This window comes from Synergistetes bacterium HGW-Synergistetes-1, assembly GCA_002839185.1.
GTDB lineage: Bacteria > Synergistota > Synergistia > Synergistales > Synergistaceae > Caenicola.
Genome location: PGXO01000010.1, coordinates 1 through 18782, shown reverse-complemented (window position 1 = coordinate 18782; position 18782 = coordinate 1). Strand labels below are relative to the sequence as shown.

At 43.6% G+C, this 18782-nt stretch carries 16 protein-coding genes; 9 read left to right on the top strand and 7 right to left on the bottom strand.

From position 1 onward, the window contains the following. Positions 1–49 precede the first annotated feature (49 nt). From budA to CVV54_08560, 3 genes are all read left to right on the top strand, one after another. Positions 50–814 carry an acetolactate decarboxylase gene (gene budA, locus CVV54_08570; GenBank protein PKL03753.1) on the top strand — a complete coding sequence of 255 codons (765 nt, stop codon included), beginning with the start codon at positions 50–52 and terminating at the stop codon, positions 812–814. Between the two features lie 691 nt (positions 815–1505). Further along, a complete protein-coding gene (locus tag CVV54_08565; GenBank protein PKL03752.1) occupies positions 1506–5831 on the top strand; it encodes a hypothetical protein in 4326 nt (1441 codons plus the stop codon). Positions 5832–5882: 51 nt separating this feature from the next. Beyond that, positions 5883–6749, top strand: a complete 867-nt coding sequence (locus tag CVV54_08560) for a hypothetical protein (protein PKL03751.1) — start codon at positions 5883–5885, stop codon at positions 6747–6749. Positions 6750–7038: 289 nt separating this feature from the next. On the opposite strand, the gene CVV54_08555 is transcribed toward CVV54_08560, so the two are convergent. Together CVV54_08555 and CVV54_08550 are read right to left on the bottom strand one after the other, a co-directional pair. Beyond that, positions 7039–7830 carry an SAM-dependent methyltransferase gene (locus CVV54_08555; protein ID PKL03750.1) on the bottom strand — a complete coding sequence of 264 codons (792 nt, stop codon included), beginning with the start codon at positions 7828–7830 and terminating at the stop codon, positions 7039–7041. A gap of 46 nt (positions 7831–7876) precedes the next feature. Then, the gene (locus CVV54_08550) at positions 7877–8503 is read right to left on the bottom strand and encodes a TetR/AcrR family transcriptional regulator (GenBank protein ID PKL03749.1); all 627 of its coding nucleotides are present in this window, start codon (positions 8501–8503) and stop codon (positions 7877–7879) included. 181 nt (positions 8504–8684) lie between these two features. Between CVV54_08550 and CVV54_08545 the strand changes: the two genes are divergently transcribed. The 3 genes from CVV54_08545 to CVV54_08535 all read left to right on the top strand — a co-directional run bounded on the left by CVV54_08545 (position 8685) and on the right by CVV54_08535 (position 11529). After that, entirely contained in the window at positions 8685–9482 is a 798-nt protein-coding gene (locus CVV54_08545; GenBank protein ID PKL03748.1) for a hypothetical protein, read from the top strand. Between the two features lie 305 nt (positions 9483–9787). Continuing rightward, positions 9788–10576, top strand: coding sequence for an AraC family transcriptional regulator (locus tag CVV54_08540; GenBank protein ID PKL03747.1), 789 nt, complete (start codon positions 9788–9790; stop codon positions 10574–10576). Positions 10577–10647: 71 nt separating this feature from the next. Further along, positions 10648–11529: an EamA family transporter gene (locus CVV54_08535; protein PKL03746.1), complete on the top strand. Its 882-nt coding sequence runs from the start codon at positions 10648–10650 to the stop codon at positions 11527–11529. 60 nt (positions 11530–11589) lie between these two features. On the opposite strand, the gene CVV54_08530 is transcribed toward CVV54_08535, so the two are convergent. The 4 genes from CVV54_08530 to CVV54_08515 all read right to left on the bottom strand — a co-directional run bounded on the left by CVV54_08530 (position 11590) and on the right by CVV54_08515 (position 14369). Further along, positions 11590–12120 (bottom strand): hypothetical protein, encoded by a 531-nt coding sequence (locus tag CVV54_08530; protein PKL03745.1) that lies wholly within the window; start codon positions 12118–12120, stop codon positions 11590–11592. After that, a complete protein-coding gene (locus tag CVV54_08525) occupies positions 12113–12874 on the bottom strand; it encodes a toxin-antitoxin system, toxin component (GenBank protein PKL03744.1) in 762 nt (253 codons plus the stop codon). Before CVV54_08525 ends, CVV54_08530 begins: the two co-directional genes overlap by 8 nt. Next, positions 12871–13239, bottom strand: coding sequence for an XRE family transcriptional regulator (locus CVV54_08520; protein ID PKL03743.1), 369 nt, complete (start codon positions 13237–13239; stop codon positions 12871–12873). The genes CVV54_08525 and CVV54_08520 overlap by 4 nt, the downstream gene beginning before the upstream one ends. Positions 13240–13826: 587 nt before the next feature. Further along, positions 13827–14369: a hypothetical protein gene (locus CVV54_08515; protein ID PKL03742.1), complete on the bottom strand. Its 543-nt coding sequence runs from the start codon at positions 14367–14369 to the stop codon at positions 13827–13829. 591 nt (positions 14370–14960) lie between these two features. Here CVV54_08515 and CVV54_08510 point away from each other — a divergent pair. Continuing rightward, a complete protein-coding gene (locus CVV54_08510; GenBank protein PKL03741.1) occupies positions 14961–15404 on the top strand; it encodes a hypothetical protein in 444 nt (147 codons plus the stop codon). Between the two features lie 12 nt (positions 15405–15416). Next, positions 15417–15716, top strand: a complete 300-nt coding sequence (locus CVV54_08505; protein ID PKL03740.1) for a hypothetical protein — start codon at positions 15417–15419, stop codon at positions 15714–15716. A gap of 372 nt (positions 15717–16088) precedes the next feature. On the opposite strand, the gene CVV54_08500 is transcribed toward CVV54_08505, so the two are convergent. Next, the gene (locus tag CVV54_08500) at positions 16089–16694 is read right to left on the bottom strand and encodes a hypothetical protein (GenBank protein ID PKL03739.1); all 606 of its coding nucleotides are present in this window, start codon (positions 16692–16694) and stop codon (positions 16089–16091) included. A gap of 322 nt (positions 16695–17016) precedes the next feature. Here CVV54_08500 and CVV54_08495 point away from each other — a divergent pair, with 322 nt between their 5' ends. After that, positions 17017–18003 (top strand): aromatic ring-hydroxylating dioxygenase subunit alpha, encoded by a 987-nt coding sequence (locus CVV54_08495; GenBank protein PKL03738.1) that lies wholly within the window; start codon positions 17017–17019, stop codon positions 18001–18003. Positions 18004–18782 lie beyond the last annotated feature (779 nt).

Genomic DNA, 18782 nt, shown 5'->3' with positions numbered 1-18782 from the left:
ATAATATTTACGTCCAAAGTATTCACCTCAGAAAGGGAGTTAAAAATTTATGAAGAAAACTGTATTGATATCATCCTTTTTTCTCTTCTTTATCACATTTCCATTTTCTGCATTTGCAGATCCACAGCCGAACAGGGAGACTCTTTATCAGGGGTCGACAATAGAGGCACTTTTAGCGGGGAATTATGAGAGCGTGGCTTCTGTTGAAAAGATAAAATCGCAGGGGAATGTCGGTTTGGGGACATTTACCGGACTTGACGGAGAGATGATCATACTGGACGGCGTGGTATATAAAGCAGCTAAGACAGGAAAAGTAACTGTCGAAAACGACAATGTACAAAGCCCGTTTTACGCAGTAACGTCTTTTGAGGCAGATATAACTAAAAAAATCGGGACCGACGGTATGGACTTTGATCTATTGAGAACAAAGCTTGATGGACTACGGAAACGGAATGATTTGCCGTACGCCATCGTCATTAAAGGGAAATTTCAATCAATAAAAGTACGCAGTGTCGGCCCATATCAGCCGCCATTCCCGCTCCTTTCCGATGCGCTGAAGGAACAGAGTGTATTTGAATACCACGAAATATCCGGAAGGCTGGTGGGGTTTTGGATGCCAGCATACATGGGTAATACAAATGCTGCAGGCTATCATTTGCACTTTCTTTCAGACGACTGCCAAAAAGGCGGTCATGTGCTTGACCTGATTCTAAATGAGGCTGAAATCAGTATGGATGAAACGCCGATCCTTCATATCGAATTTGCACCGTATCCGACAAAACCTTTAGAAAAACCGGACAGCTATAAATCATAATTGTATTTATCCCGGCCGCGCGAAGTGGGGATTTGATCGCCGTGAAGCAGTCGTAAAGACAGTCAAGCTGTTAGCAAACATTGGCAAGCTATCGGCAAGCAGTTGTTACAACCTGAGACCTTAGTCCTTTATCATCGTCCCCAAGTGCCTTTATCGGGAGAGCACTGTTTTCCGTTAGGAAAACTTTTTAAATTGACCTCAGTGCTCGAACCATTTCGAATGCGCTTTGAGATCGGAGGTCCAGTGTCTCTGGGTCTTGACTATTACTGGATTTACAACCCCTAAACCCAAAGCCGCCGGACTCCCGTTTAGCATCGTCGGGGAGCGACAAGGAGGGGCTATATCATTGATTAATTTGAGTTTCATTCATTATGGCGTGTACGCCATGATTCCCCGCGGCTCGAAAAGCCGCAAATTCTTTGCAGCGCAGGCGCTGCAGATCCCCCTGCACACCTTAAAATAATTGCGTTTTGCGAATCATTACTGTATACTTTTATTTGAAAATTAAGTTATTTAGACAAATATCATTAAACTATTAGGCCTTTTTAAATGATGTCTGAAAAATGTCATATAGACCTGAAAAGCAGTCAAAGCTTCAATATATATTCTCTGACATATCGGTTTTTAACAAGAACTCTCTCAGAAGCGGAACTTTAAAAAATCCAGATATTTCCGTAAAGGGTGTTGGCAGATGAAAACTAAAATTATAGACTATTTTGATTTTGAAAAAGCGGACACTTTACTTGAAGGCTTTAGCAAATCAACAGGTTTTGTAACTGCCATTCTGGACCTTGATGGAAATATCCTTTCCAAATCCGGATGGAGACGAATTTGCAGTGATTTTCACCGGAAAAATTGCGAGACCGCTTCCAACTGTATTTTCAGCGACACCGAGTTAGTCAGACAAATCAGTAAAGATGAAAAATATCATTTTTACAAATGTGAGAATGGATTGATCGATGTAGGGCTGCCGATAGTGATAAGGGGAGAGCATGTTGCGAACTTTTTCTCGGGGCAGTTCTTTTTTGAAGAGCCGGATTTTTCTTTCTTTGTAAAACAAGCCCAAAAATATGGATTCGATGAGCAAGCCTATATTGAAGCTCTCAAGGAAGTTCCGGTAGTTTCAAAAGAAAAAGCCGAAACAGTGATCCGTTTTTTGGCGAACATTACCCAGATGATCATTGAGATGACAGTTGAAAAGTTGGAACTGACAGAGCTTAATGAAGAGTTTAAAGATACCGGGGCTGCTCTTATTGAGACCCAAAAACAACTTAGCCTTAATTTAAAAGACTTATTGAAATCGCAGAGAATCGCACATGTTGGAACATGGCGGCTGGATCTGGCGACAAATGAGGTATTTGGGACGGAAGAGCTCTATAAAATGCATGGTTTTGATCCTGCTCTGCCGGCCCCGACATACACAGAGATCATGACGTTGTTTACTCCGGAAAGTTGGGAAAGACTGTCGGCATCAATTGATCTGATAAAGATGACCGGTACCCCTTTCGAATTAGAGCTTGAAACCCTAACCAAAGATGGATCAAATGGCTGGATGTGGGTGTGCGGCGAGGCAGAAAAAGATCCGAACGGCAACATTACTTCTCTTTGGGGAACTGCCCGGGACATTCGCGGGAGAAAAAAGAGAGAAGAGTTATTGAGAAAGAGCCTTAGAGAGAATATCTTCAAATCAGAGCTGTTACAAAAAGCTCCGGTGATTGCAGCATTCCATGATAAAGAACAAAACATCGTATGGGCGAATCAGGCATACGAGGAGGCTACCGGGTTATCATTACAGGATATTGTAGGCAAGAAATGCTATTCCATTTGGAATCTTTCCGGGCCGTGTCTGGGCTGTCCGGTACTTACGGCTATAGCCACCGGTGAAAACAGTGAGGCTGAACTGACTCCGCAAAATCAAGACCATTGGCCTGAGTCGCAAGGCAATTGGCTTTCAAAGGCTTCGCCCATCCGCGACGAGGAAGGAAACATAATCGGAGCCATCGAGGTAGCAATTGAAATTACCGACCGAAAGAAAATGGAAAAGGAATTAAAGCAGAGTGAGGAAAGATTCCAACTTTTGTTCAACAAAGCTCCCCTGGGGTATCAATCGCTGGATCAAGAAGGCCGTTTTATTGAGGTCAATCAGAAATGGCTTGATACATTAGGTTATACAAGGGAAGAAGTTATTGGCAAATGGTTTGGTGATTTCCTTTGCCCTGAATGTGTGGAAGGGTTTCGCCAACGCTTTCCTGTATTCAAAGCTCAGGGGTATATTCACAGTGAGTTTGAGATGGTGAGAAAAGACGGACAGCGGCTGGTTATGTCATTCGAGGGAAAGATCGCTTATTCGACCGACGGAGAGTTCAAACAGACACACTGCATACTGCAGGACATTACCAATCAAAGGATGGCCGAGAGGGCGTTGATCGAAAGCGAAGAGCGCTATAAACAATTAAGCGAGCAAAGCCGAACGTTTACGTGGGAAGTTGATGAACAAGGTCTGTTTACTTTTGTAGATCATGTGTGTGAAGAAGTCCTGGGGTACCGTTCTGAAGAGCTGATCCAGAAGAAACATTTCTACGACCTTTGTCCGGAAGAAGAGCGTGATGGATTCAAAAAGAATGCTTTAGATGTATTCGAGCGAAAGGACCTGTTCCATGAGTTGGAAAACAAAGCACTGACAAAAACCGGTGTTATGGTGGTTCTCTCAACTAATGGGCTTCCTATTTTAAAAGATGATGGGAGCCTGCTGGGGTATCGTGGCAGCAACACGGATATCACAGCCAGGAAACAGACCGAGGAAGCTCTGCGAAAGAGCGAGGAGAGATTTAGGGTCGCACAGGAAATATCTCCCGACGGATTTACCATCCTTCATCCCGTCCGCAACGAGACAGGTGAGATCATTGACTTCACATGGGTTTATGAAAATCAGGCCATCGCAACTATCAATCAAACAGATCCTCAGGAGATAATCGGCAAAAGGGTGCTGGACCTTTTTCCGGATCATAGCGGAACAGTTGTTTTTGAAGCATATAAGCAAGTAGCAAACACAGGGGAAACTAAAATATTAGAAGAGATCAATGCCGGAGAGGTAATTTCCAAGCCGGCATGGCTGCGCTTGGTAGTCGTATCGATGGGTGAAGAGATCGCAATCCATACTCAGAACATCACGGAACGTAAGGAAGCAGAAAAAACTTCCAAAGAAAACATTTTCAGATTCCAGTCCCTGTTTAATGAAATGTCTGCCGGTGCAGCTATTTACGAAGTTCTTAATGATGGACAATATGGAAAAGATTATATTATCCGGGATTTCAATAAGGCCGCCCTTAAGGCAGAAGGAAAAGAAAAAACAGAGGTATTGGGAAAAAGCCTGTATGACCTTCGGCCAAAAATTGACGAATATGGATTGATCCCGGTTTTTCAAAACGTCTGGAAAACCGGGGAACCGGCCTATTACCCAACCAAAATTTATGTTGACGAAAAATTCTCCAATTGGTACGAGAACCGTGTTTATAAGCTGCCGTCCGGAGAAATTGTTGCCATTTTCGATGATGTGACGGAAAAGACCCTTGCAGAAGAGTCTGTCAAAAAGCAGAACGATCTTTTTGCTTCCCTGCTGAAAATTCTTCCTGTCGGAGTTTTCATGGTCGATTCTGCGGAGGGAAGACCGTTAGTCGTAAATGAAACGGGCAAAGCCTTAATGGGCAGCGGAATACTTCCTGATGCAAATGAGCACAATCTTTCTGAAGTTTATAAGGCATTTAAAGGAAATACACAAAAACATTATCCCGCAAATGAGATGCCGATCACGCTGGGAATGAAAGGCTTCAAATCTCATATCGACGACATGGTGGTTGAGCGTTCTGACGGATCAAGAATACTTTTGGAGGTATTCGGTACCCCTGTCAATGACATCCAAGGCAAACCCTGGGCCAGCCTTGTTACTTTCATGGATATAACAGATCGCAAGAAGGCAGAAAATGAACTGCTCTATTTAAGCTACCATGACCACCTCACGGGGTTATATAACAGAAGATACTTTGAACAGGAATTAAAAAAATTAGACACGCCCGAAAACCTTCCATTGTCGATCATTATGTTTGATGTAAACGGATTGAAGCTGGTCAACGATTCCTTTGGACACGATCTGGGAGATGTTCTGCTTAAAAAGTCCGCGGAAGCGATCAAAAAGGCATGCCGCGAAGATGACATTGCTGCCAGGATCGGCGGTGACGAATTTGTTGTCCTGTTGCCAAAGACTGCAGCTCCTGAAGCATTGCAGATCTCAAATTTTATAAAAGAGCTGGCATCTAATGAAAAGGTGGCAAATATGGATTTGTCACTTTCCTATGGGTATGACACGAAGAAAACGGAGAAACAGTCAATTGTCGAGATCATTGCTAACGCCGAAAACCATATGTATAGACACAAGCTGTATGAGCGTTCAAGTATCAGAAGCAAAATAACAGATCTGATCATGAACACATTATTTGAAAAAAGCAACCGGGAGGCTGCACATTCAAATAGAGTGAGCAGGATTTGTCAGGCTATAGCTTCTAAAATGAATATGGATAAGGATGCTGTAAATAAGATGAAAATCGCCGGGCTGATCCATGATATTGGCAAAATAGGAGTCGATGAAAGGATCCTGAATAAACCGGGAAACCTGACCATTGATGAAAGAGGCCACATTGAAAGACATCCGGAGATCGGTTGGAGGCTGCTAAGTTCAACAGATGAATTTTCGGAATTAGCAAAGTTTGTCCTAAGTCATCATGAAAATTGGGATGGCAGTGGATATCCGAATGGGCTCAAGGGTGAAGCAATACCGCTTGAAGCAAGGATAATCAGTGTTGCCGATACCTATGATGCAATGACCAGCGAAAGAAGTTACCGAAATAAAATGGACAAAGAGGAAGCCGTTAAAGAGCTGAAGATGTGCTCCGGAACACAATTTGACCCTGAAATCGTGGATGTGTTCGTAAATCAAGTATTGTCAGATGAAATCTTCAGGTGAGTCGTAATTCCACCAGGCGCTGAAAGTAAATTTTCCCCTCTTCATAAATTGATGGATCTTGAACAGTACCAACTGATCGTTGATTCTTCTCCAAACATGATATGGAGAGCTGATCTTAGTACCGGATGCAATTACTTTAATAAAACATGGCTCAATTTCACAGGGCGCACTATGGAAGAGGAATATGGATTTGGATGGGCTGCAGGCGTTTACCCAGACGATTTAGACAGATGCGTAAAAATCTTTCTTGATAATTTTAAACTGCAGCGTCCGTTTGAAATGGACTATCGTCTCAAAAGATACGACGGTCAATACAGATGGATCAATGATCGCGGAGTCCCTTTTTACGATAAGAATAATATTTTTATTGGCTTCATCGGCAGCTGTATGGATGTTACAGATAAAGTTGAAGGTCAATTACTCAAGGAAATGGCACAAAATGATGCTTTGTGTCAAACCTATAATCGACAATATTCTCATCAATTACTGACAGAGGTTTTCAACCAGGCACGAAATGATGCTTTGCCACTTGGCATTTTAATGATGGACATTGATGATTTTAAAAACATTAATGATAAATATGGACACAGTGCCGGAGATCTTGTCCTGACAAAAGTTGCTGCCACAGCAAAAAGTGAGATGCGTGGTTTTGATATCCTTGGGCGTTATGGGGGAGATGAATTTTTAATCGGTTTGGTACATGCGAATTCAGAAACAGTACTCATGGTTGCTGAACGTATAAGGGCTGCCATTGCAGAAGCAGAGATAAATATTTCTGATGCAACACCGGTCAAGGTTTCTGTAAGCATTGGAGTAAAATGTCTCCAAAATGAAAAGACCCTTGATGAACTCATCAATAATGCGGATAAAAAGTTATACGAGGCAAAATCAGAAGGTAAGAACATAGTCAAAGGATGATGACGACGTGCTTTTGGTTTTAGCGATAGCCTCCTAATATCGCAATTGGGATAGAGAACAGATGATGACGACGCAATGCGCAGCGGAGCCTTTTGAAGGCGTATATCAATACGTCGAAGGGAGGTTCCGCAAGCCTTGTTAAGTCAGCGCTGTGCTTTTAGGTTTTAGCGATAGCGTCTCCAAAATTGCAATTGGGGCAGATCGGAGATGATAGCGACGCAACACGCAGTGGTTCAAGCGGAGGCGTATTGGGCATACGTTGACGCGCAGGACCGCAAGTGTTGCTAAGCTAGCGCTCCGATATGCCCCAATTGCCAACTTTTTTGCCAATATAGAAGACATACCCATAGTACCGCTTGTATTTTTCATATAGTTCTGCCTCGCGCCTCATGAATGCGATCATATTCTCGGCGGCCTTATTCCCCGCGTGCTTTTTCAGGAATTCCTCCTGTCTGGCTTTTTGCGGTGCAAAATAATTTTCTGTCCAGCAGGTTTCGGGCAGCGTAAATGCGGCAACTGGAACGTATCCTGTTTTTTGCATGACAGCAATATTGTGCGCTATCGTGCTGATCTCAGGGACTGCGTCTGTCCACCATTTTTCAATTTCAGCGGGGCGCTCGTCTGTAAACCATGACTCATATGTCACGGCGACGTATCCCTCTTTTTTGAGGAAGCGCTTCCAGTGGGCCAGGCCTTTTTCAAAACCTATATTGCCAATGGCTCCCTCAGACCATATGATATCGAATTCCTCGTCTCCAAAGGGCAGATCGTCCATTGAACCGACGACACCCTTGACCCTGTTCTGTAAACCAAGTATTTTGGCTTTTGCGTTAAGTTTGTCGATCGAACCGGCGAAAAGGTCCAGTGCGGTTATTGTGGCTTCTGTGTTTTGTGCCAGGACCATTGTCTGAAAACCTGTGCCGCAGCCCAGATCTGCTATTTTTGTTTTATCTGAAAGGTTCCGTATAAAACTCAACGCCCTGATCGTTTCTTCGGGACTGCCTGGCCCTTGGCGTTCAAGTTCTATGAAAAATTCATTTATGAGTGCAAAATCAAATTCGTGGATCGTCATATCTTCCATTGTCATACTCCTTATCTTCGTCTATTAATTTGTGTCGCACCGGTCATTATTTGTCTTTACGCAGTGCGGGGTTCTTTTCTATAAAACGCTCTATGTGCACCGTTAGCAACTTAGCGGGCTCTTTATTCTCAGGCGACGCATCCGAAATACTAAGCAGCAGATAAAACGGCGCATAAAACTCAAGTGCAAGCTGTTTCGGATCGCTTTTGTCCCAAATACCCCTTTCCATCATTTCACGGAATAGATCTTCTATATAACTGACCGGTCCGCTTACAAGGCATTTTTGATACAGTTCGGCAATTTCCGGGTTTCTGTATTGCTCTAATATAAGCATTTTTCGGAAATTACGGGCAAATTCATCCTCCGTCAAAAAATGAAACTGCGCTTCGATGAAAGCCGTGATCTTATCCATATCAGTATTCCGGTAGGCCTCCGGTGACCTGTCAAATGTTTCCTCCGGCACTTCAAACTTTTTCGCTCTTTCAGCATCGATCTGATACATACGCTCCACAATGCTGTTAAAAATATCTTGCTTATTCTTATAGTGCTTATATAAAGCTCCTTTTGTGATGCCAAGCTCCCCGGCGATATCGCTGACTGAAGCGGCCTCATATCCATCCCGCGCAAACAGGCGGAGCGCAGTGTGCAAAATATTTTCTTTTGTGTCGGCCATCCAGGGATCCTCCTTATGCAGTAAACGCTCGTTCACCAGTATTATAGTTAACGAGCGTTTACTTGTCAACTCCATAAGACTCGACGAAGTGGCAAATTCCCCCGCGGTATATAATACCCATATGAAATCTGTAGATTCCTTGACTGTGCATTATGTACAGAGTTAACCGGAGGTGTAAGTCATGCGGCAAAAGATAGCGTTCATTGGATCGGGACATATTGCTGAGATACTGATCAACAGATTTATTGAGAGCGGTGCTGCTGAGGGTTCTTCAATCGTTGTATCAGAACCTGATGTCTCGAGAACGGCAGAATTAGAATTAAAATATGGAATAAGCGCTGCTAAGGATAATGCCGATGCGGCGAACTCTTGTGACATTATCTTCATATGCGTCCGCCCCCACATTGTGCCGTCAGTCATCAACGACCTTAAGTCTGTAAATATGGGTAAAAAAATCCTGATCTCAGTAGCAGCAGGGATCCCGCTCTCTTTTTATGAGAATTCGATAGAAAACATCAAAGCGGTAAGGATACTTCCCAACCCGCCCAGCAGGGTGGGAGAGGGTGCAGTGCCTGTGACATTAAACGGGAACATCACCCCGGAAGAAAAGACGGATGTGCTTGCCCTGATCAGTACTCTGGGCAGATGCTTCAGCGTTTCGGAGGACAAAATAGACATATTTACCTCTTTGACCAGCCCTGCACCTGTCCTCTGTTATTTCGAATCGATGATCGATTCCGCAGTTTTGTGCGGCCTGGACTATAAAACTTCAGTTGAAATGGTTTTCCAGACGATCAAAGGATGCCTGAAGATGTGGGAAGAGAGCGGCGCAGACATAAAGGAACTGATCACCCAGGCGTGTACGCCCGCAGGAACTTCGGTAGAGAGCCTCCGCGTGATGGACAGGATGTGCTTCAGGTCGGCGGTTAAGGAATCATACTATGCTGCTTGGCAGAAATCGTGCAATTGGCGCAATTGAGATTTATAGCGGCGCTGACTTAGCAACACTCAAAATCCTTCACTTCGACGTATCTTTCAATACTTTGGCGAAGTGCGGCATGGTGATGCCGCGCGAAGTGGCGATTTCATCGCCGCGAAGCAGTGGCGAAGCAATTGTGAAGAACTAAGGACCAACTGATTTCCAATCGATTCCCTACTGACTCCCGCCGGATGTTTTTCCGGCAGATCCTTGCGTCGTCATCACTCGCTCTAAATCCCAATTGCGTTTGGTGGAAACAGTCGCAGATACGGGCGGAGAGGGTTTCCGCTGGAGGATGAGATCATATGAGCAGTATCGAGAAAGAGAGGCATATGGAATATTGCAGAAGCATTATTGAAGGCGTGGAGATCAAGCTGTGCTCAAACGATCCCCATGCATACAAGGCCCATGTCCATAATGAACTTACACTGGGTTATATCATAGAAGGATCCACCGACTTAAAATTGAACGACAGGACTATCCACTATGAAACAGGCGACGGCGTGATTATTCCGCCGTTGATGACTCACTGTTGCTCACCTAAAGATCTCGATCACTGGGCATACACGATTTTATATGTTGATCCCGGCTATTATGGCGATTTAATAAGATTTGATCAGGCAAAAAAATTAACAGGCGATCGAGTACAAAAATTAATTGGCTTTATCGAACAGCTGCTGACCGAAAAGATCCCGGACACCTTGGAAAATATTCTTATTGAACTATTGATAGAGTTTGCAGAAAAAGACATTACGAAAGCTGCCGCTTCAAATACATCGGATATTGCCGCAACGATTCGTGAATATATCTTAAATCACGTAAAGGACGTCATTACATTGGATAAGCTTCAGCAATTGACCGGACTTAACAAGTTCACGATAATAAGGAATTTTAAAAAATCTTATCTAACCACACCTGCGGCATACCATTTACAACATAGGGTAGCGGAAGCAAAAAGGTTGTTAGGCAAAGGCACAGACGTTTTCGAAATATGTGAGGCATTAAACTTTTACGACCAGGCTCATCTGATACGGGAATTTAAAAAAATGTATGGGACCACACCGGCAACATATTTAGCGCAATTAAAAGGATAGTGTCAATTTTATACAATACAGCTCCTTAATATTTGCTAACCTTGACGCAGCTGAATATAAGGAGTGAGCTTATGAACAGAATCAAATTAGTTCTTGTTATGGTCATATGGGGCAGTTTGGGAGTTTTTACAAGATCCATTCCATTGTCTGCGCTGAGCCTGGCTTTCCTAAGGGCATTGATCGCGCTGCCGGTTCTTTTTGCGGTATTGAAAATGAAAAAGACTGAAAAGGTGGAATGGCGGCTTTTAAAGCCTTACATCATTTCGGGCTCGTTATTGGGCTTTGGCTGGCTGACTTTATTCTATGGATATAAGCATACAAGTATCTCATCAGCTGTGATCATCTATAACATGTGTCCGGTCTATGTGATGATAGCCGCCCCCCTTTTACTGAAAGAGACCATTTCAAAGATTCAAATCGCTGTGGTTTTCTTCTCATTTCTGGGGCTGTTTATGATCGTCGGACAAAATCTGTCAGAGGGATACGGGTACTTGGGAATGGCACTCAGTGCAGTTTCAGGAATGCTCTATGCAACAATTATCCTTATTAACCGGAGCATAAGATCCAGGGTGGATAATCAAACCGGGACTTTCGTACAAATATCTGCAGCGATGATCGTTTTACTGCCATTTGTACTGGCAGAAGGGAATATATTAACGGTTCGGGATCTGGATGCTGCGGCAGTCATTTATACCATTCTGTTAGGCGTATTGCATACCGGTATCGTCTATACCATATTCTTCTCCCTGACCACACAGATGAAATATCTTGAAATAGTACTCTACAGTTACCTGGAGCCCTTATTCGGCATCTTATTCAGCGTGATCTTCATCGGAGAGAAACTGACCGTCCTTCAAATCATCGGCGGGATCCTTATATTGGGTTCAACATACATTGGGGAAATACTTAAAGATAAGAAAAAACCGGCCTTACCCTCACCCATGCAAACATGACTGCCATAGTCACCCCTGCGGCACAGCAGTCGTAAAGATAGGCAGACGCTGCAAATCCCCCTAATTGGCGGCAAGAAAATCTGAAAAAGAGACAAACCCAAGTTTTCGCCGTTTTGCCAACATTTTACTCCAGATCAAATTGCCCTGTACCTCATCTATAAAGCCGCGTTCCAACGCCTCTTTGAGGATGTCACCTGTTGTGAGGTGTTGTAAGCCATAATCACTCACATAATCGGCAATGTCTTTTAGGTTATTGCTTGCCAGGATCCCATCGTTGCATTTGGCAAGTGCGATCGCGGCAGCCTCTCCCTTACCGATAATTTTATGCCCTGCATCCGGTTCTGAGGTGAGCTTGCGATAAATGGTATATGCTTTCGTGTCGGACTCTATTGATATTTGCACGGCATTACCTGAACTTAACAACAAATCGACTCGTCTCCGAAGGTGCTCTACGCCGGGAGAGGAAAGCTCTATGTAAACATGCATGGAGATCATAATTCTTCCCAGGTAAAGTTTTACGAGAAGACTTTCGTCTCCGGTCCACAAAAAAGCTGAAAGGCAGTCATTATCAAAGAAGAGAGGCTCAGTCAATTACTTCCTCACCTTCTTCATTGCCGCCATAAACCAGATCAGAGCGAAATGCAGTGAGGAGCAACTCTTCATATTTTCCATCAGAGACTAGTCCTCTTTTTAAAACTTGTTCCGCCTGGTCGATATAATTGCCATAAGTCATATACTGTTTTTCGGCAGGCAGTGGTTTGTAGAGCTCGGTACTGTATCCCATGCTTTCCGCAAATCGCCGGACACCTTCCGACATCATCGCATCAGCTGCATCTGCATTCAGCAGCTTGTCTTGCCTAAGACGTATGACAGCAGCCTGATGGCTGACTTGAAAATACTGCTCTAATCTGATCACATCATGAATTGAAAGATCATCGCTGTTGTTTTTTGCTTTCAGCATTTCAACCTTTGTTTGAAGTGCCGCAGCCGGCATGAGGAAATAGGACGCAAACAAGTCTGCCTCTTTCTCGGTTTCCTGACCCATACCGATTTTTTGGGCACAAACCGCTGTCATATTCTTATCGAAATATAAATGGTACAACTCGTGGGCTAATGAAAAGCGCTGCCGCCCTACGGTCATCAAAGAATTGATCGCTATGACATTATTGCCGGCAGCACCTTTCAGGCAGATCCCGCTTAGATTTTCACCCATCGGATAATAGACGATCGTTAGTTGTTCGATGTCCTGCGCAAGTGCAAAAATATCAATGGGTGAATTGGCATCTTCGCCAAGTTTCGTTCTAAGTTTAATTGATTTTGTCATAATATCGGCAGTGCAGATCATCTTTGCTCTCCTGCAAGCAAATCAGCCATAAATTCAGAGTTGAGTGCGATGCGATTTATTGCACTGACAGCCTCCATATCTACTGTTGTCAGTTCTCCTGCCCGCAAAGCAAATTTAAGCGGGCTGACCGGCAAAGAGTCTTCTTCAAAGTCCAACATACTTACTCCGTACAGAGCAGCAAGTTTTTCAAGCATCTCCACCGAAAGGCTGCGTTCGCCATTTTCAGCTTTTGAGATCAGGCTTTGATCAACACCAAGGAAACAGGCGATATTAGCTTGACTCAATCCACTGTTCTTCCGAAATTCTTTTATCCGTTCAGCGATCATATTAATTTTACTCATATCACTCATCCTTTCCATCGTCATTATTATATGCTTCGTTTGTCATAAAAACAATAGTAATTTAATTAAATTTTATGACACGCCTTATGTGGGGGCTGCGGCTTTTCAAGCCGCGGGGAATATGCTAGAAATGCACTTGGGTGAATTTACGAGAAAAACACTCGTGTTGAATTTGCTGAAGGGACTATTCAGCGTTTAATTTGCCCTTAAATCATTAATTCTCCGCCTGACTCAGTCAGGCAAATTCTCCAGCGAAGACGATCTCTTCATGCCACTACAACCGTTTCACTACTGCTTGACTATAGTTTCACGCCGATGGTTTTCCGGCAGCTTCACCATTGTAAAGTCGCGAATTCACCGCAGCCTTGAGGCTGCAAATTCCCCGTCGCGTAGACGCGGCAGATCCCTTCATTGCCTATAGAATCGTGAAACTGTGACAAATGCGGTCGCGTGAAACAGTTGGGGAGTGGTCAAGCGATCTGTCTGAAGGCCTTTCCACTATGGTGCTGCAAAAAAGGGGTCTTTGGCAAAAGCCAAAAACCCCTGATGTCAAACCTATAAACCGTCCAAAAGTATAACCTTTGTACAGTTACTTGTTATAGCAGAAAAGGTTACTTTTTCCCGCCGCCGTTACCGCCGCCGTTACCGTCGCCGTTACCGCCGCCGTTGCCGCCACCGTTGCCGTTGCCATTACCGCCGCAGTTGCCGCCCGCATTGGAATTATTGGAGTTACCAGCATTTAGCCCCTTCTGATTTGAGGCCCTGTTGTTTTCTTTCTCCATATTCTTAAGCGAATTTTCAACGGCATGAGTATTTCTGTTAACATCAGAGACTTTCACTCCGTAAGTTGCGGCTATCTCGCCCCAGCCCATAGCTGCCCTCATACCAAGCAACTCACTAACTGTCACACCCGACAGCGAAGAGATACCATATGCTGTTGATATCTCGCCGTAACCGAGAGATGCAGCATGCAGATCAGCTATCTCCTGTGAGGTAACGGTCATATTGTAAGTTTCTGAAATGGAGTTTGCGACATTTTCATCCTGAGCGGTAGTTACAGCTACAGTTTCTGTTGTTTCCGCAAAAGATGCAATGGGAGCAACAAACAGCATCGCAAAAACCAACATGGTAACTATAAGTTTTTTCATATCCATGTAATATTCCTCCTTCAAATCTATCAAATTTTATTGTACTCCTCTGCTGAATTTATGCATCGGCAAACACACACTAATGCTCCGGCAATGGTAAAACACGTAGTTCGCGGATAATCAATTTATGTCGTGATCCTATTGAAGAGGTAGTGCTTAATGAAAAAGTTTGAAGATATGCCGTTGGAGAGGAAAGAGAAGATCTACAGGGCAGTCGTAATTATTTCAATGATAGTCATTATAATCTCTACCGCCTGCAATATTTACGCCTATAGGACATTAAACACGATCTATGAATTGATGCAGGTCGAAGAGCTAACAGCCTTTTAATGCAATTGCCCCCTAAACGGCCGGCAAGTTTCAAAAACTATCCCCGGCAATTAAAAACCACAGGTAAATGCACCTTTCCTGGCCTCTTGCCGATCATGCCCGTATTTAGAATATCAGCAATGAAGGATCACACCTTCAAGAACGACTATCGCAACGACAATGGTGATCTACATGTCTCCCTTTGGTGCCATGAAAATACATGGGTGTAGATAAGCTTTGATGTTAATATTATTATAGTAATAACTAGATGGGGAGGTCGATTCTAAAATGAACGAATTGGATAAATCATCTAAAGTGTTTGAAATGACCGCAGTCTGTGGTATTTATTGTGCTGAATGCGAATGCCACAAAGCTAAGGAAAATCCTCAATTGTTGAAGTATCTTGTAAGTGTGGGTATAAGTGCCGAACGCCTGTCTTGTCCTGGATGCAGAATGGGAGAAGGGGACTGTCCGGCGATCGATGGAGAATGTGAAACCTATCAATGTGCGCAGGAGCGAAAAGTCAATTTTTGTTTTGAATGTGCAGATTATCCCTGTCCTAAGTTAAATCCTGCTGCTGACCGTGCAGATAAGCTGCCCCATAATTTGAAGGTTTACAATCTTTCATATATTCAAAGCCAGGGATTAGAAAAATTTGCCGATAATGCTGCTGAATTCAAAAATAAATACTACAGAGGCAAGATGGTAATTGGAAAAGGACCTCAGATATGAGTCAATGGACAGGTGATCTTGCTGTCCAGGATAACCCAAAAATTAAGCTGGCAAAAAGCTTGTTTAATTATCCAAGATCAAAACAAAAAAATCTTTGAAGACCCAATTTTGATACTTAAACATAAGTCAGATCTATCTTATAGTAACAATCTTGCCGCGATTAACCCCCAACTGCCGAGTAAACCTCAGCAGTTGGGGGTTTTATATCATCCTGTCTTTTCCCTGATCGCTGAAATTACATGTGTGAGTAAACCACAAAGGGAAACACGCGCTAGTATTGATCAACAAATGGACAAGACGGCGATCAAATAGTTTTCTGGATCTGTCAATTGTGTAGGTCTGCCCCCATTGCTTCATTCAAAATATTTGAGAATGAAAATTCCCTTTTCACTCCTCAAGAGGCCGGGCTGCCCAGATTCACACTTCGAAAGATCCCTTATGATTTCTATTATGTTTTTAATGCAAAAACTTCGGATACTGAAGACCGAGAAGTCAAACTTAAAATTACTGATTGGGAAAGCGGGGCTTTGTACTTTAATTGTTTAAAATCTAATGGAGAAGGCTGGCAAGAACCTTTTAGGGCACGAATGGAATCATATATGAAAACAAGAGACTTGAAGTTACTTTTAGGTAACATACACCAACACCCAAACCAGTGGCTCGCTGTCAGTCTCCTATATCCTCCTAAGACCAGCACAGGCGAAGCTGAACAGGGGTCTCTTTTTTAGGTTGTTTTTCAAAAGACAAGTTGTTGATCGTAAGTTCAGGGTGCATCAGTGCAATTGATTTTGCTATCAACGAGCGGTGACAGAAATTCGCGTTAGCTTCAAAACAAAAGATCGCACAGGGAAAGCTTTTGATAAATGAAGCAAGTGATTCTAATATAATGGATTCATTGACTAAAAATTTATTGTAACTTTCGCAGTAAGCAGACCAATTTGCATCAACTTTGTATTGATCTCTGATCTGAACAGGACATCCCAAAGCTTCAAAATGTTTATAGGCAATACCAACTTCCGACAGTTTGATGTTAAGCGCTTGTTTAGAAAATCCGGCCTTACGTGAATATGGCCGCTGCCGAACATCGGCAAGAACTTCGATTTTGTTATTTTTTAAGTATTTTATAAACTCCTCAATATTTACACCTTGATATCCAATTGTATAAATTGTGTTCACCAGAACCACCTCGTTGTCGTTATTATACTCTAGCCGTAAGCATCGGACAACACAAACCCTGACAGACATATTTTTGACCTTGTCATCACAATGCTCCCAATCTATCCCCCTCAAATGCAATTCCCACCGGAAATTGTGGCTTTTCAAGCCACGGAGAATTTGCTGAAAGAACCATTCATCGGTTAATTGGCAGTCATAAATCTTGAATTCACCGCGATGCGAAACAATGCAAATTCACCGGCGACAAATGTCGCGAATTCTCCGCAGCGCAGACGCTGCAAATTCCCCGGCGGATGCTCCTCCCGGCGTTGATCCGACAGCCTTTATTCAATTTGAGGGATTTTCCGTTGCAAAACCGGGACTTTTAGCTTACAACAAACAGAATAAAGAGTTGATTCACTGATCGTTGACTATTTTTATGCAGGGAGCCTATGGAATGATCGCAAATCAGTGGTATGCAATACTGCCATCAAAAGCAGTCAAGGCTGACCGGATCACGGGCGTAAAACGTATGGGTCTGGATCTGGCGTTATTCAGAAACAGCAAAGGCGAACTTGGCTGTGTGGTCGACCAGTGCACCCATCGCGGCGCTGCGCTTAGCTTAGGCAAGGTCAAGGATGACTGCATCCAATGCCCTTTCCATGGACTTGAATTTAATAAGATCGGCCAATGTACTTTTATTCCCGCAAATGGGACATCCTCTGCCGCTGACATCAGTCGGTATAACGTCAGGCACTACCCCGTCAGGGAAGGAAACGGCATCATCTATATGTGGTATGGCGACGAGGAAAAAATCAAACAGGATCTTCCGTTCTTTGATAATGAGATCGATGATTCTTACGTCTTCAGCGAGGTCGAAGACCACTGGAACTCGCACTATTCAAGATGCATTGAAAACCAGTTGGATGTAGTGCATCTTCCTTTCGTACATAAAAGCACCATCGGAAGAGGAAACAAGACCCTGGTCAATGGCCCTAAGGTGATCTGGGAAGACGGGATCCTGACCACCAGCGCCAATAACGAGCAGGATCACGGGCAAAAGCCCCGGTCGCCGGAAGAGTGCGTCATAAAGGATACCCATGTCTCCTTTATGTTCCCCAATGTCTGGGTGAACCACATCAGCGAGAAGATTAAAGTCATTATCTATTTTGCTCCCGTTGATGATGAAAATACCGTCCTTTACATCAGGTTTTACTGCAAAGCTACAAGCTTCAGGCCACTGAACAGCTTTATTGCCTATATAGGCAAATTTGCGAACATAAAAATCGAAAGGCAGGATAAGAGGATCGTTATCACACAAAAGCCCAAAGCTTCCGCATTAAGATCCGATGAAAAGCTCCTCCCCGGAGACGGCCCGATCGTTATGTACCGCAAAATCAGAGAAGATCTCAAAAAAACGCCACCATATAAAGAAGACCTATAAGGGCAAGACCTATGGTCATATCTAACATTTCTATCATTACCTTCACCCCGGGAATATGCGGCCCTTCAAGCCGTTTAGAATTGGGTCATAGATCCTGAGTTCACCGCGATGCGAAGCGATGCTAATTCTTTACGTATTTAACGTAAAAATTTAATCAAAATATCGTCGTAATAAGTGTTATTGTTGATCATATATTCGTCGTAATTTATGTAAATATGGTTTATAAAAGCAGGTCAGCGGGGTAAGACCTACATAATTCACAAACCCAAAAATTCGGGGATATCTTCGACTTTTTTCCCCAGTTGAACTTCGGCTTCTACATCTTCTTTAAATCTTCTGTTTGCCTGGATAACACCTGATAGGACAGAAGAAACAGCTACCCTGTCGCCGATGCGAAGCGATGCTAATTTACCAGCGACAGTGATCTCTTTATGCCCTTACAACCGTTTCACCATTGCTTCACCACAGTTTCACGCCGATGGTTTTACGGCAGCTTCACTATTGTAATGTCGCGAATTCACCACAGCTCAAAGGCTGCAAATTCCCTGCGGATGCACTCCCCGCCTGCCTTTAACAACCGCTTGCCCACGCTTGCCAATCGCTGCCGCCGGTGCTCTCCCCGGCTGTCTTAACGGTATCTCAGCCGCATTTAGTCCAGGTTTGCCCCCTATAGTCTTTTCATATATTCATATAGTATGTTAATTTGATCAACTGCTATTTTTTTGTGTGGCTTGTTACGGCCAAAGGTGATAATATTTGATATAGGTCAGATCGAAATG